Below are 13,755 nucleotides of genomic sequence, written 5' to 3'. Positions count from 1 at the left end.
GACTAACAGAACGTCATGCTATGCCTTGCATGACATTCTGTTAGTTAACCTTTCCACCCCAATACCAACATCTATGAAAAAGCGCACCTTAGGCCACAGCGGCCTCGACGTATCGGCTCTCGGGCTGGGCTGCATGGGCATGAGCTTCGGCCTGGGCCCGGCCGCCGACCCGCAGGAAATGATACGCCTGATACGCGCCGCCGTGGAGCGCGGCGTCACCTTCTTCGACACTGCTGAAGTCTACGGCCCCTTCACCAACGAGAACCTAGTGGGCGAGGCGCTGGCGCCCCTGCGCGAGCAGGTGGTCATCGCCACCAAGTTCGGCTTCGACATCGACCAAGCCACCGGGCAGAACCTGGGCGGGCTCAACAGCCGCCCCGCCCACATCAAGCAGGTGGTGGAAGGCTCGCTCAAGCGCCTGCGCACCGACCGCATCGACCTGCTCTACCAGCACCGCGTGGACCCTAACGTGCCCATCGAGGACGTGGCGGGCGCGGTGAAGGACCTCATTGCTGAGGGCAAAGTGAAGCACTTCGGCCTTTCCGAAGCGGGCGTGGAAGTCATCCGCCGGGCCCACGCGGTGCAGCCCGTCACGGCCTTGCAGAGCGAGTATTCGCTGTGGTGGCGCGAGCCGGAGCAGGAAATCCTGCCGGTGCTGGAGGAATTGGGTATTGGCTTCGTGCCCTTCAGCCCGCTGGGCAAAGGCTTCCTGACCGGCAAAATCGACCAGAACACCGAGTTCGACAAGTCAGATTTCCGCAACACCGTGCCGCGCTTCGACCCCGAAAACCGCCAGGCCAACCAAGCACTGGTGGACTTGCTGGGCCGCATTGCACAGGAGCAAAACGCCACCCCGGCCCAGATTGCCCTAGCCTGGCTGCTGGCCCAAAAGCCCTGGATTGCGCCCATCCCCGGCACCACCAAGCTGCACCGCCTGGAGGAAAACCTGGCCGCCGTGGACCTAGAGCTGTCGGCTGATACGCTGGCCGAAATTGAGGCTGCCGCCGCGCAGATTGCGGTGCAGGGCGAGCGCTACTCCGAAGCGGCGCAGAAGATGATTAACCGCTAATAGTCGATAAAATACCGGCGTATGGAGGCTCAGCTTGCCTTGGTGGCGGGCTGAGCCTTTCCTTTGGCAGCTCCGGTCAGCCATCTTCTTATTTATCGATGAAATCCTCTGCCACCTGGTCCCGTCGGGATTTTCTCACCGCCACCGGCGCGAGTGCCGCGCTGCTGCTTAATCCGTTTTCAGCCTGGGCCATCGATGAGGTGGACCCGCGCGTGGCCGCGCTCGTGGCCTCCACGATGGGCGTCGATACGCACAACCACGTCGATGTGCCCCTCGCCAAAGCCGAGTTGCCGGGGCCAGCGCTCGACCTGCGCGGCGAGCTGAAAAAATCGGGGCTGGCAGCTATTTGTATGACGTTTGCCGTCGACTATCAGGAACTGAAAAATCCCGGCGATGCCTACGAACGTTTCCTGAACGGGCTGACGGCGCTGGACCAGCAGCTGAAAAGCAATAAGCTGAAGCGCGCCCTGAACCTGGCTGATTTGCAGGCGGCCCACCAAAAGCGCCAGCCCAGCGTCATCCAGTCGGTAGAAGGCGGCCACTTTCTGGAAGGCAAGCTGGAGCGGCTGCAAGTAGCCTACGACCGGGGCCTGCGCCACCTTGGCCTGCTGCACGACCACGACGCCGCCGTGCCCCTCGGCGACGTGTTCACCAACCCGGCGCAGTGGGGCGGCCTCACCAGCTTCGGCGCCAGCGTCATCCGCGAGTGCAACCGGCTGGGCATCCTCGTCGATTTATCACACGCCAATGCCGAAGCGGTGGCCGCCGCGCTGAAAGTAACGACCAAGCCCGTGCTCATCTCACACACCGGTCTCGATACGCAGTTGGGCAACAACCCCAATTTCGCCCGCATGATGAAGCCCCGGCTCCTCAGCCGGGAGCAGGCGAAAATTGTCGCCGATACGGGCGGCGTAATCGGCGTATGGACGCACCTGGCCGACTCGGCCCTGGAGTATGCGCAGAATGTGCGGGCGCTGGTCGAAGTCGTCGGCATCGACCACGTCTGCATCGGCACCGACACCAAGCTGACGCCCGCCTACCGCCCCGGCAGCACCGGCCCGCAACATGAGCGCATGGGCGAGCGCACCAACCTGGTGTGGCAGGGCCAGCAGGCTGGCTTCTACTACGCCGTAGTGGATGCACTGCTGAAAACCGGCTTCACGCCGGAGGAAATCGGCAAATTCGGCGGTGGCAACTTCTGCCGCGTGTTTGGGGCGGCCACAGTCGGGCATCGGTAGCCCAAACCCGTCAGTCCTGAATTACCTTGCGCAAGCCCAGCTATGGGCTTGCGCTTTTTCATATCCGGCCCTATGCAAAACCTGTTCTTCGAGTTCGTCTTCCTGGTTCTGATTATCCTGGCGCTGGTGATGCTGGCCCAGCGGCTGCGGGTAGCCTACCCCATCGTGCTGGTGCTGGGCGGCCTGGCGCTCAGCTTCACCAAGCTGTTTGCCAACATCAAGATTGACCCGGAGATTGTGTTTCTGGTGTTTCTGCCACCGCTGCTCTACGAGGCCGCCTGGCAGGTGTCGTGGAAGGAATTCTGGCGCTGGCGGCGGGTGATTGCCAGCTTCGCCTTTCCCATCGTCATCATCACGTCGTGCATCGTGGCGGTGGTGTCGCACGCGCTCATTCCGGGCTTCACGCTGGCGCTGGGCTTTCTGCTGGGCGGCATCGTGTCGCCGCCCGATGCCATTTCGGCTACCACTATCATGCAGCAGGTAAAAGTGCCCCGCGTGATGGTCAGCATCATCGAGGGCGAGAGTTTGCTCAACGACGCTTCATCGCTGATTGTCTTCCGGTTTGCACTGGCGGCGGTGCTCACCGGGCAGTTCTCCTTTGGGCAGGCCACGGGCAGCTTTTTCCTGGTGATTGTGCTGGGCACGGCCATCGGGCTGGGGCTGGGCATGGTGTTCTATGCCATTCACCGCTGGCTGCCCACCACGCCCAGCATCGACACGGTGCTCACGCTGCTCACGCCCTACTGCCTGTACTACGCGGCGGAGCATTTCCACTATTCGGGCGTGCTGGCGGTGGTGAGCGGGGGCCTATTGCTGTCCAGTAAGCGCCACGCCATGCTCACCTACCGCAGTCGCATCGAAAGCATTGACGTGTGGTCGGTACTGAGCTTCGTGCTCAATGGGCTGGTATTCCTGCTCATCGGGCTGGAGCTGCCCACCATCACGCAGGAGCTGGGCGATGTCAGCCTGGGCCGGGCCATTGGTTACGGGCTGCTCGTCTCGCTCACGCTGGTGGTGGCGCGGCTGCTGTGCTCGTTTGGCGCCGTGGTATTTACGAAGGTGGCCAGCCGCTTCATTACCGTGGCCGATGCCAACCCGGGCTGGCGCGGGCCGTTTTTGCTGGGCTGGGCGGGCATGCGCGGGGTGGTGTCGCTGGCGGCGGCGCTGTCCATTCCGCTGCTCACGCCGCAGGGGCAGCCATTTCCTTATCGCAACCTGATTCTGTTCGTTACCTTCATCGTCATCCTGGTAACGCTGGTGGTTCAGGGCCTCACGCTGCCCTGGCTGATTCGCCTGGTAAACCCCGAGGAGCGGCATCAGACTATTTCGGACGAAAAGCAGGAGCTGATTCTGCAGAAAAAACTGGCATTGCAGGCGTTGCGCTACGTGGATGAGCAGTCGGCCCCCGGCGAGACGCCGAACGGCTACCTGCAAAACCTGCGGGCGCGCCTGCAGCTCGATACTACGTTTTTTGCCCACGAGCTGGAAGGCCCGGCCAGCCCACCCAATACCACGCTGCACGACTTTCACCGGCACTACCTGGCGCTACTCGAACAGCAGCGCACCCTGCTGCATCAAATGAACCACAAGATGGAATTCAACGAAGAAGTCATCCGCAAGTACCTCACGATTCTGGATTTGGAGGAATACAAGCTACGCGAAAAGCAGCTAAAGACGGCGGAGGAAGCATAGCGCGGGGCGCCCGCCAAGTCAGCGGCTGCAAAAAGCAATTCGTCGCCGCCGCTGTTTAGCCTTGTGCAGCCGCACGTAGCGGCAGCCTCCATCCTTCAACATTCTGTTAAGATGAACATTGGAATCATCGGCGCCGGCCACATCGGCAGCGCCCTGGCCGTGCGGCTCGTCAGCCTCGGCCACTCGGTGCTTATTGCCAACTCCCGCGGCCCCGAAACGCTGCAGAACGTAGCCCAAAAAACCGGCGCCACGCCCGCCACCGCCCGCGACGCGGCCCGCCACGGCGAGCTCATCGTGGTAACCATCCCGCTGAAAAACATCCCCAACCTGCCCAAAGATTTGTTCGAGGGCGTGCCCGCCAGCGTACCGGTCGTCGACACGAGCAATTACTACCCCCTGCTGCGCGACGGCCAAATCCCCGAGCTGGAATCCGGCGACCTCACCGAAAGCGAATGGGTGCAGCAGCACCTGGGCCGCCCCGTGGTGAAGGTGTTCAACAACATTTACGCCTCGCACCTCGAAAAATCCGGCCAGCCCGCTGGCACCCCCGGCCGCATTTCTCTCCCGGTGGCCGGCGACGATGCCGCCGCCAAGCAGGCGGTAATGAAGCTAGTAGATGAGCTGGGCTTTGACGCCGTGGACGACGGTAGCCTGCACGAGTCGTGGCGGCAGCAGCCCGGCACGCCGTCCTACGGGGCCGATATGCCGGCCGACAAGCTGCGGGAGCACCTGGCCAGCCTGGGCACCGCACGCACGCCGGAGCAGCAGGCGCAGTTCGCTGCCAACCATGCCGCCCAGGAACGGGCGATAATGAAGCAGGCCTAGCCGGTTGCGGCCCCGCAGCGGGGGCACAGGTTCGCCCGTCAGCAATAGCCTCCCGAGAAGCACCGCCACCGGCGGCCGGCTTTTCGGGAGGCTGTTTGATTAGTGGTAGAATCTGTTTGAAAACTATAAAAAGCAGCGCGTACAAAATCAGACCTTTGGCTACGGCAGCCGTTTAAGACCTAAGCTGTCGTGGCCCGGACTCACCGGCCCGGACCGAATGCCAGGTGGCCGCATTCCGTCGGCGGCTTATTTTCCGGATGCTGGCGGCAGCTCTCGGCTTTTCTCTTTGTAAACCTGCTTGTTCTCTATGGTGTCCGACCTTTTCCCAACTCCTGAAAATACCAGTGAGCCGCAGCCCGACAGCAACGCGCGCCGCTCCTTTATGAAGCAGGCCGGCGGCATTCTGGGCCTGGCGCTGGCGCCGCCGCTGGTGGCGCAGGCCGAACGCCTGACAGCCTACTCCCGCACCATCGAGGGCGCTACCGACCTTACGCTCCGCATCAACGGCCAGACCCGCACCGTGCGCGCCGAGCCCCGCGTGACCCTGCTCGACGCCCTGCGCGAGCGCCTCGACCTGACGGGCACCAAAAAAGGCTGCGACCACGGCCAGTGCGGCGCCTGCACCGTGCTCATTGACGGTCAGCGCGTCAACTCCTGCCTCACGCTGGCCGTGATGGTTCAGGGCAAGGAAATCACTACCATCGAGGGCCTGGCCCAGGGCGACGAGCTGCACCCCATGCAAGCCGCTTTCCTGAAGCACGATGGCTTCCAGTGCGGCTACTGCACGCCCGGCCAGATAATGAGCGGCGTGGCCTGCGTCAGCGAAGGCCACGCCAAAACCGACGACCAATGCCGCGAGTGGATGAGCGGCAACCTCTGCCGCTGCGGGGCATACGCCAACATTCTGGCCGCCGTGCGCGAAGTGGCGAGTAAGGGTTGAATTATGAATTAAGAGTTATGAATTATGAGTTGCCACCCGGCAACAACTGGTTCATTAAGCTCAACTCATAATTCATAACTCTCAATTCATAACTTATAACAAGTGAACGACTTCAGCTATACCCAGGCCGCTTCGGCCAAAGAAGCCACCGGCATTATAAAAGAGAAGCCCCAGGCCGCCTACATTGCCGGCGGCACCACCTTGCTGGATATGATGAAGGCCAACCTGCTGGAACCGCCCCAGCTAGTGGACCTCAATCAACTGCCTTTCAAAGGCATTGAGCAAACCTCCGACGGCCTGCGCATCGGCGCGATAGAGCGCATGAGCACCGTGGGCGAGCACCCGCTGGTGGTGCAGCAATTTCCGGCGGTGTCGCAGGCGCTGCTGCTGGCGGCCTCGCCGCAGCTGCGCAATATGGCCAGCATCGGCGGCAACATTCTGCAGCGCACCCGCTGCGGCTACTTCCGCGACGCGGCGTTTCCGTGCAACAAGCGCGTGCCCGGCTCCGGCTGTCCGGCCATTGCGGGCGACCACCACAACCTGGCCATCCTGGGCGTGAGCGACAGCTGCATTGCCACCGCCTACCCCGGCGACCTCTCGGTGGCCCTAGCCGCTTTCGACGCCGTGCTGACCCTGGAAAACCAGAAGGGCAAGCAGCGCCGCGTGCCCATCACGGAGTTTTACCTGCTGCCGGGCAAAACGCCCCAGCGCGAAAACGTGCTTGAGTCCGGCGAACTGATTGTGGCCGTGACCATTCCCGGCGCCGCCCACGCCCGGCGCTCGACCTACCTGAAGGTGCGCGAGCGCAGCAGCTACGCCTACGCGCTGGCCTCGGCCGCCGTAGGGCTGGACGTGCAAAACGGCACTATCCGAACGGCGCGGGTGGCGCTGGGCGGCGTGGGCGCCCAGCCCTGGCGCTCCCGCGAAGCCGAGAAAGTGCTGACTGGTGCCCCGGCCACGGAGGCTACGTTTCTGGCGGCCGCTGCTGCCGCGCTGCAGGGCGCGCAGCCGCTGGAACACAACCGCTTCAAGGTGGAGCTGGCGCAGAATACGCTGGTGCGGGCCTTGCAGCAAGTAGCGTAACCCCACCCCCGGCCCCTCCCCTTCGGGAGAGGGGTGCCAGATGTAACGTGCCATTCGTTTTTTAACAATTAAAACGGCTTCCATGCCCTGCGCTTCCATCAGCTTGCGGCCTTGTCATTCGTTTTTTAACAATTAAAACTAGCCAACCACCAGAACGCACCCCTCTCCCGAAGGGGAGGGGCTGGGGGTGGGGTGAACCAGCTTATGGATATCGAACCAACCTTCTCCAAAACCAACCCCACCGCCGGCGTGGTCGGCCAGCCCATGAGCCGCGTCGATGGCTGGGCCAAGGTGACGGGCCGCGCCACCTACTCGGCCGAGTACAGCGGCCTGCCTGGTCTGGTGCATGCGGTGCTCAAAACCAGCGACGTGGCGCACGGCCGCGTGCAGAGTATCGACGTCAGCGCCGCGCAGCGGGCGCCGGGCGTGCTGGCCATTTTCACGCATCAGAACCTGCCGAAACTGGCCAAAACGCCCAACTCGCCCGACGACCGGAAGGCCTTCGTCTCCTCGCCGATGGGCTTTTTCCCGATGGAATCGGACCAGATTTTTTACGCCGGCCAGCCGGTGGCCGTGGTGGTGGCCGACACGCTGGAGCGCGCCCAGTACGCAGCCAGCCTGCTGAAAGTGAGCATTGTACCGGAGGCCACCATCTCCTCCTATCTCGACCCGAAGGCCCAGCTTTACACCCCCAAAACTGTGAAGGGTATGCCCGGCGTAACCAAGCGCGGCGACGCGCAAGAGGCCTTCGCCGGCGCCCCGGTGCAGCTCACGGCCACCTACACGCACGCCACCATCCACCACAATCCGATGGAGCCGGGCGCCACCACGGCCCACTGGGAAGGCCCCAACCGCCTCACGGTGTACGACTCCACGCAGGGCGTTTCGGAAACCCAGAAGACGCTGGCGGCCATGCTGGGGCTGGCCACCGAGCAGGTGCGGGTGGTCTGCAAATTCATTGGCGGCGGCTTCGGCTGCAAGGCCTGGGTGTGGCCGCATACGACCCTGGCGGCGCTGGTAGCCAAGGCCGTGGGCCGGCCGGTGAAGCTGGTGCTCACGCGCCCGCAGCAGTTTACCAGCATGGGCCACCGCGAAGAGCAGGCCCAGACGCTGCGCCTCGGGGCCACGCGGGAGGGCAAGCTGCTGGCGCTTATCCACGACAAATCGTCCACGACCTCGCCCTGGGACGACTACGCCGAGACCAACACGCGCATTACCAACATGCTCTACGCCCTGCCGGCGTTCGAAGGCACCTACCACCTGGCCCACGCCAACGTGATGACTTCGACCGCGACCCGCGCCCCCGGCGACATGCCCGGTGCCTTCGCCCTAGAGAGTTCGATGGATGATTTGGCCTACCAGCTGGGCCTCGACCCCATCCAAATCCGGCTGCTGAACTACGCCGACAAAGACCCCAGTAACGGCCACCCCTGGAGCAGCAAAAGCCTGAAGCAGTGCTACCAGCGTGGCGCCGAGTTGTTCGGCTGGAACCAGCGCAACCCCAAAAACGGCCAGACCCGCGCCGGTAAAACCCTGGTGGGCTGGGGCATGGCCACGGCCAGCTACCCGGTACACAACTCGCAGGGCAACGCCCGCGTGCGCCTCTACGCCGACGGCCACGCCGTGGTGCAGGCCGGGGCTACCGACCTCGGCACGGGCACCTACACCGTGATGACGCAGGTGGCCGCCGACTCACTGGGTTTGCCGCCCGAAAACATCCGCTTCGAGCTGGGCGACACGGATTTGCCGAGCACGCAGTGGTCGGGCGGCTCCACGGCGGCGGGCCGGGTGTCGTCGTCGGTTTATCTGGCGGCGCAGGATGTGTGGCAGCGGCTCATCAAGGTGGCGGTGCAGGATAATAAGTCGCCGCTTTACCGGGCCAAAATTGAGGATGTAATGGTCGTCAAAGGGCAACTCCTGTTTAGGACCGACCCTGACACAGGCGAGGCCTTCGGCGAAGTGATGAAACGCGCCGGTATGAGCGACATCGAGGGCAGCGCACTAGGCCGCTACGGCAGTAGCTACGAGGCCCCCCGAGCCGCTGCCAACGCCGACCCCAACAAAAAGGACCACGCCAGCGAGCACTCCATGCACGCCTTCGGGGCCCACTTCTGCGAGGTGCACGTTGACCCTGAATTGGGCACCGTGCGCGTCACCAAATGGGTGAGCGTGATTGCCGGCGGCCGCATTCTCAACCCCAAAACCGCCCGCTCGCAGGTGATGGGCGGCAGCATCTTCGGCATCGGCGCGGCGCTGATGGAAACCACCGAGCGCGACCCCCACCTAGCCCGCTACACCAACGCCGACCTGGCTGGCTACCACATCCCCGTGAATGCCGACATTCCCGACATGACCGTGGAATTCATTGACGAGCACGACCCCTACGTGAATGCGATGGGCGTGAAGGGCATCGGCGAAATCTCCATCGTGGGCACCAGCGCCGCCGTGGCCAACGCCGTATTCCACGCTACCGGCCGCCGCCTGCGTTCCCTGCCCATGACGCCCGACAAGGTGCTGGCGGCCATGCGGGAGCCGGTGTAGAGCTACCAGAAAACCAGCCGCAAAGCGGCGACACGTTGGTAGATTGTAGTAACAAAACAGTAAACCAGAGCCGCAAAGCGGCGGCACCTGGCGTTATTAGTGCCGCCGCTTTGCGGCTCTGCTCTCATCGTCTTTCGAGTTCAACTACCAACGTGTCGCCGCTTCGCGGCTACTCATAATCTGGGTTTATTAGTTTCAGAACAAATAACAACCCGCCGCTTTTACGTAAGAGGAAAACCCTACCTCATTCCTGACCTATGGCAACCAACCACGACCCGGACCTGCCGGCCCCCCACGACGAACACCGCCGCAACTTCCTCAAGCAGTCGTCGCTGCTCACGGCGCTGGCCCTGGTACCCAGCGCGGTAGTAGAAGCGGCCGAATCTAAGCTGGACGAGCGCGTGGCCGAAGCCATCGAGAAAATCCCGCTGAGCCTGAAAATCAACGGCAAGAAGCACAAGCTGAAAGTCGAGCCCCGCACCACCCTACTCGATTTGCTGCGCGAAGACCTGCACCTCACCGGCACCAAAAAAGGCTGCGACTACGGCCAGTGCGGCGCCTGCACCGTGCACGTCGATGGCCTGCGGGTGAACAGCTGCCTAAGCTTCGCGGTGATGCACGACGGCCAGGAAATCACTACCATCGAAGGCCTCGCCAGCGGCGACGACCTGCACCCCATGCAGGAAGCCTTCGTGAAGCACGACGGCTTCCAGTGCGGCTACTGCACCCCCGGCCAGATAATGAGCGCCGTGGCCTGCGTGCGCGAAGGCCACGCCGGCTCCGAGGCCGAAATCCGGGAGTACATGAGCGGCAACATCTGCCGCTGCGGGGCCTACGCCAACATCGTGGCCGCCATTCAGGACGTTAAATCGGGAGGCAAGAAAGTATGAACCAGTTCCAGTACGTACGGCCCACCAAGGCCCAGGCGGCCATCGAGGCTGTCGCCAAAGACCCGAACGCCCGGTTCATTGCCGGCGGCACCAACCTCGTCGACTTAATGAAGCGCGGCATCACCGCCCCGCAAAAGCTGGTCGACATCAACCGCCTCCCGCTAAAGCAAATCGAGCACCAGGGCAGCAGCCTGCGCCTCGGCGCGCTGGCCCTGAACTCGGTAGTAGCCAACGATACCCAGGTGCGCGAGCGCCACCCGCTGCTGGCCCTGGCCCTCAACGCCGGCGCCTCGCCGCAGCTGCGCAACATGGCCACCGTGGGCGGCAACATGCTCCAGCGCACCCGCTGCACCTACTTCTACGACCTCTCGATGCCCTGCAACAAGCGCCAGCCCGGGACAGGATGCGGCGCCCTCGAAGGCATCAACCGCATGCACGCCATTTTCGGCCACTCAGAGCAGTGCATCGCCGTGCATCCCTCCGACATGAGCGTGGCCCTGGTCGCCCTCGACGCCACCGTGCAGGTGAGCGGCCCGCGCGGCAGCCGCAGCATCCCCTTCGCCGACCTGCACCGCCTGCCCGGCACCACCCCCGAGCGCGACACCAACCTGGAGCCCGGCGAACTGATAACCGCCGTGGACGTCCCCGACAGCCCCTTCACGAAGCACGTCCACTACCAAAAGGTGCGCGAACGGGCCAGCTACGCCTTCGCCCTGGTATCGGCCGCCGTGGCCTTGGATATTGAAAACGGCATCATCAAAGCCGCCCGCCTGGCCCTGGGCGGCGTGGCCCACAAGCCCTGGCGCCTCACCGCCGCCGAGCAGGTACTAGTGGGTCAGCCCGCCACGGAGGAAACCTTCCGCCGGGTGGCGGCGGTGGCGATGCAGGGGGCAAAGGCGTTTAAGCACAATGAATACAAGCTACGGCTGGCGCCGAATGCCCTCATTCAGGCCCTGAAGACAGCGGCGGCGGCTTAGCCACCCGCCGGGGAACCTCACCCCCGGCCCCTCTCCAAAAGAGAGGGGAGCCTGACGATTTTCAAACTGCGCAAGACCGGTGCCCCCTCTCTTTTGGAGAGGGGGTCAGGGGGTGAGGTTGACGCGTGCAAGTATCCAGCTTCTATATGAAACCCAACGATAAACAAATCGGCTCCTCCCTCAACCGCGTCGACGGCCGCCTGAAAGTAACCGGCGCGGCCAAGTACTCGGCCGAGTACGAGCTACCCAACCTAACCTACGGCGTGCTGGTAGGCAGCACCATCGCCAAGGGCCGTATCACCAGCCTCGACACCAAAGCCGCCCAGAATGCCCCCGGCGTGCTGGCCGTCATCAGCCACCTCAACTCGCCCAAAGTACCCGGTTTCCAACCCACCGGCAAGGAGCCCTCGCAGCCTCAGACCGGCGGCGAGCCGCTGAAGGTGTTTTTCGACGATAAAATCCGCTTCAACGACCAGCCCATTGCCCTGGTAGTGGCCGATACGCTGCAGCGCGCCCGCCACGCAGCCCGGCTGGTGCAGGCGCAGTACGCCCGCGAAACCCACCAGACCAACATGGTAGCCGGGGCCAAAGACGCCTTCCTGCCCTCCTCGGCTAAGAAAAACCCGAAGTCGCCGATGGCCGACTACCAGCGCGGCCAGCCCGACGCCTACCAAACGGCGGCGCTGAAAATCGAGCAGGAGTACGTCATCCCCACCGAGCACCACCACCCGATGGAAATGCAGTCCATCACGGCGCACTGGGAAGCGCCCGACCGCCTCACGCTCTACGACAAAACCCAGGGCACCATCGGCACCCGGCGCGACTTCGCCAAGGAGTGGAACCTGCCCGAGGACCACGTGAAAGTCATTGCCACCTACGTGGGCGGGGCCTTCGGCAACGCCCTGCACAGCTGGCCCCACGAGTCGGCCGCCATCATCGGGGCCAAGGTCACGGGCCGCCCGGTGAAGCTGATGCTCACCCGCGAGCAGATGTTTACGATGGTGGGCTACCGGCCCTACACCTGGCAGAAAATCGGCATGAGCGCCACCGCCGACGGCCGTATCACCGCCATCACGCACGAGAGCATCGGCCAGACTTCCAGCTACCAGGAGTTCACCGAATCCACCCTGCAGCAGACGCGCATGATGTACCAGTCGCCGAACCTGACGACGCGCTACCGCCTCGCCGCCCTCGACGTGAGCACCCCCATCTGGATGCGCGGCCCCGGCGAAGCCACCGGCTCCTTCGCCCTCGAATCGGCGATGGACGAAATGGCCCACCTGCTGAAGCTCGACCCGATGGAATTCCGCCTGCGCAACTACACCGAGCAGGACCCCGAGAAAAACCGCCCCTGGAGCACCAAGTTCCTCAGGGAGTGCTATGCCAAAGGCGCCGAGCTGGTGGGCTGGAACAAGCGCCAGCTGCAACCCGGCACCCTGCGCGAAGGCGACTGGCTGCTGGGCTACGGCATGGGCGTGGGCACCTTCGGGGCCAACCGCGGCGCGGCTCACGTCAGCGCCCGCCTGCAGCCCGACGGCACCGTGCTGCTGCAATGCGCCACCACCGACATCGGCCCCGGCACCGGCACCGCCATGACCCAGATTGCCGCCGACACCCTCGGCCTGCCGCCCGAGCGCATCCGCTTCGAGCTGGGCCAGTCGGGCTTCCCGCAGGCGGGCTCGCAGGGCGGCTCCTCCACCGTCAACACCGTGGGCCAGGCCGTGCAGGATGCCTGCCTGGCCCTGAAAGACCGGCTGCGCGAGCTGGCCGCCCCCGGCACCCCCGCCTTCGCCACCGCCAAAAAGGAAGACGTCGCCCTCACCGACGGCCACCTCACCCTCCCCGGCAACGCCGCCCGCGTGCCCTTCGCCACCCTGCTCCAGCAGCCCGACGCGGCCCTGGTCAACGTCGAATCCAAAGCCAACGGCGCCGACAAAGACAAGTTCTCGATGTACTCCTTCTCGGTCCACTTCGCCGAGGTGGCCGTGCATGCCCTCACCGGCGAGGTGCGGGTGCGCAAGCTGGTGAGCTGCGCCGACGCGGGCACCATCATCAACCTCAAAACCGCCGCCAACCAGATGAAGGGCGGCGCCGTGGGCGGCATCGGCATGGCCCTGATGGAGCACGCCGTCATCGACGACCGCTACGGCCGCTACGTTACCAAGGACTTCGCCGACTACCACGTGCCCGTGCAGGCCGATGCCCCCGCCGTCGAGGTCTTCTTCGTCAACCAGCCCGATTACCACGTCAACCAGCTCGGCACGAAAGGCATCGGCGAAATCGCTACCATCGGCGTGGCCCCCGCCATCGCCAACGCCGTGTTCAACGCCACCGGGAAACGGGTGCGGGAGCTGCCGATTACGCCGGATAAGTTGGTGTAGGGCTGATTTTGATGGGTGTTTATTATATAGTGTGTATTATCTTTCGAAGTCTGACTTCAAATGCAGCATTCGCATTAGAAGCTAATAGCATCTCAAAAACTAGTTACCACACACCTATC

The 13,755-nt window shown here is 63.9% G+C and carries 10 protein-coding genes; all 10 read left to right on the top strand.

The annotated features are described in order from the left end of the window. The first annotated feature begins 73 nt into the window (after positions 1 to 73). The 10 genes from Q5H93_RS05835 (at position 74) to Q5H93_RS05790 (ending at position 13,636) form a co-directional block, all read left to right on the top strand. Complete coding sequence (locus Q5H93_RS05835) at positions 74 to 1,069, top strand: aldo/keto reductase (RefSeq protein WP_305005562.1); 996 nt, start codon at positions 74 to 76, stop codon at positions 1,067 to 1,069. A 98-nt stretch (positions 1,070 to 1,167) separates the two neighbouring features. Beyond that, a complete protein-coding gene (locus tag Q5H93_RS05830) occupies positions 1,168 to 2,307 on the top strand; it encodes a dipeptidase (protein WP_305005561.1) in 1,140 nt (379 codons plus the stop codon). Between the two features lie 72 nt (positions 2,308 to 2,379). Further along, the gene (locus tag Q5H93_RS05825) at positions 2,380 to 3,999 is read left to right on the top strand and encodes a Na+/H+ antiporter (RefSeq protein WP_305005560.1); all 1,620 of its coding nucleotides are present in this window, start codon (positions 2,380 to 2,382) and stop codon (positions 3,997 to 3,999) included. 111 nt (positions 4,000 to 4,110) lie between these two features. Further along, a complete protein-coding gene (locus tag Q5H93_RS05820) occupies positions 4,111 to 4,824 on the top strand; it encodes an NADPH-dependent F420 reductase (RefSeq protein WP_305005559.1) in 714 nt (237 codons plus the stop codon). A gap of 307 nt (positions 4,825 to 5,131) precedes the next feature. Further along, on the top strand, positions 5,132 to 5,764 hold the full coding sequence (locus Q5H93_RS05815; protein ID WP_305005558.1) for a (2Fe-2S)-binding protein: 633 nt from the start codon (positions 5,132 to 5,134) through the stop codon (positions 5,762 to 5,764). A 102-nt stretch (positions 5,765 to 5,866) separates the two neighbouring features. Beyond that, on the top strand, positions 5,867 to 6,847 hold the full coding sequence (locus tag Q5H93_RS05810; RefSeq protein ID WP_305005557.1) for an FAD binding domain-containing protein: 981 nt from the start codon (positions 5,867 to 5,869) through the stop codon (positions 6,845 to 6,847). A 204-nt stretch (positions 6,848 to 7,051) separates the two neighbouring features. Next, a complete protein-coding gene (locus Q5H93_RS05805; protein WP_305005556.1) occupies positions 7,052 to 9,388 on the top strand; it encodes a xanthine dehydrogenase family protein molybdopterin-binding subunit in 2,337 nt (778 codons plus the stop codon). Between the two features lie 257 nt (positions 9,389 to 9,645). Further along, positions 9,646 to 10,278, top strand: coding sequence for a (2Fe-2S)-binding protein (locus Q5H93_RS05800; RefSeq protein ID WP_305005555.1), 633 nt, complete (start codon positions 9,646 to 9,648; stop codon positions 10,276 to 10,278). After that, the gene (locus Q5H93_RS05795) at positions 10,275 to 11,255 is read left to right on the top strand and encodes an FAD binding domain-containing protein (protein ID WP_305005554.1); all 981 of its coding nucleotides are present in this window, start codon (positions 10,275 to 10,277) and stop codon (positions 11,253 to 11,255) included. Before Q5H93_RS05800 ends, Q5H93_RS05795 begins: the two co-directional genes overlap by 4 nt. A 146-nt stretch (positions 11,256 to 11,401) precedes the next feature. Then, on the top strand, positions 11,402 to 13,636 hold the full coding sequence (locus Q5H93_RS05790) for a xanthine dehydrogenase family protein molybdopterin-binding subunit (RefSeq protein ID WP_305005553.1): 2,235 nt from the start codon (positions 11,402 to 11,404) through the stop codon (positions 13,634 to 13,636). The last annotated feature ends 119 nt before the right edge of the window (positions 13,637 to 13,755 follow it).

It is taken from the genome of Hymenobacter aranciens (assembly GCF_030580865.1).
Lineage (GTDB): Bacteria > Bacteroidota > Bacteroidia > Cytophagales > Hymenobacteraceae > Hymenobacter > Hymenobacter aranciens.
This window is presented reverse-complemented; position numbering and strand designations above follow the sequence as displayed.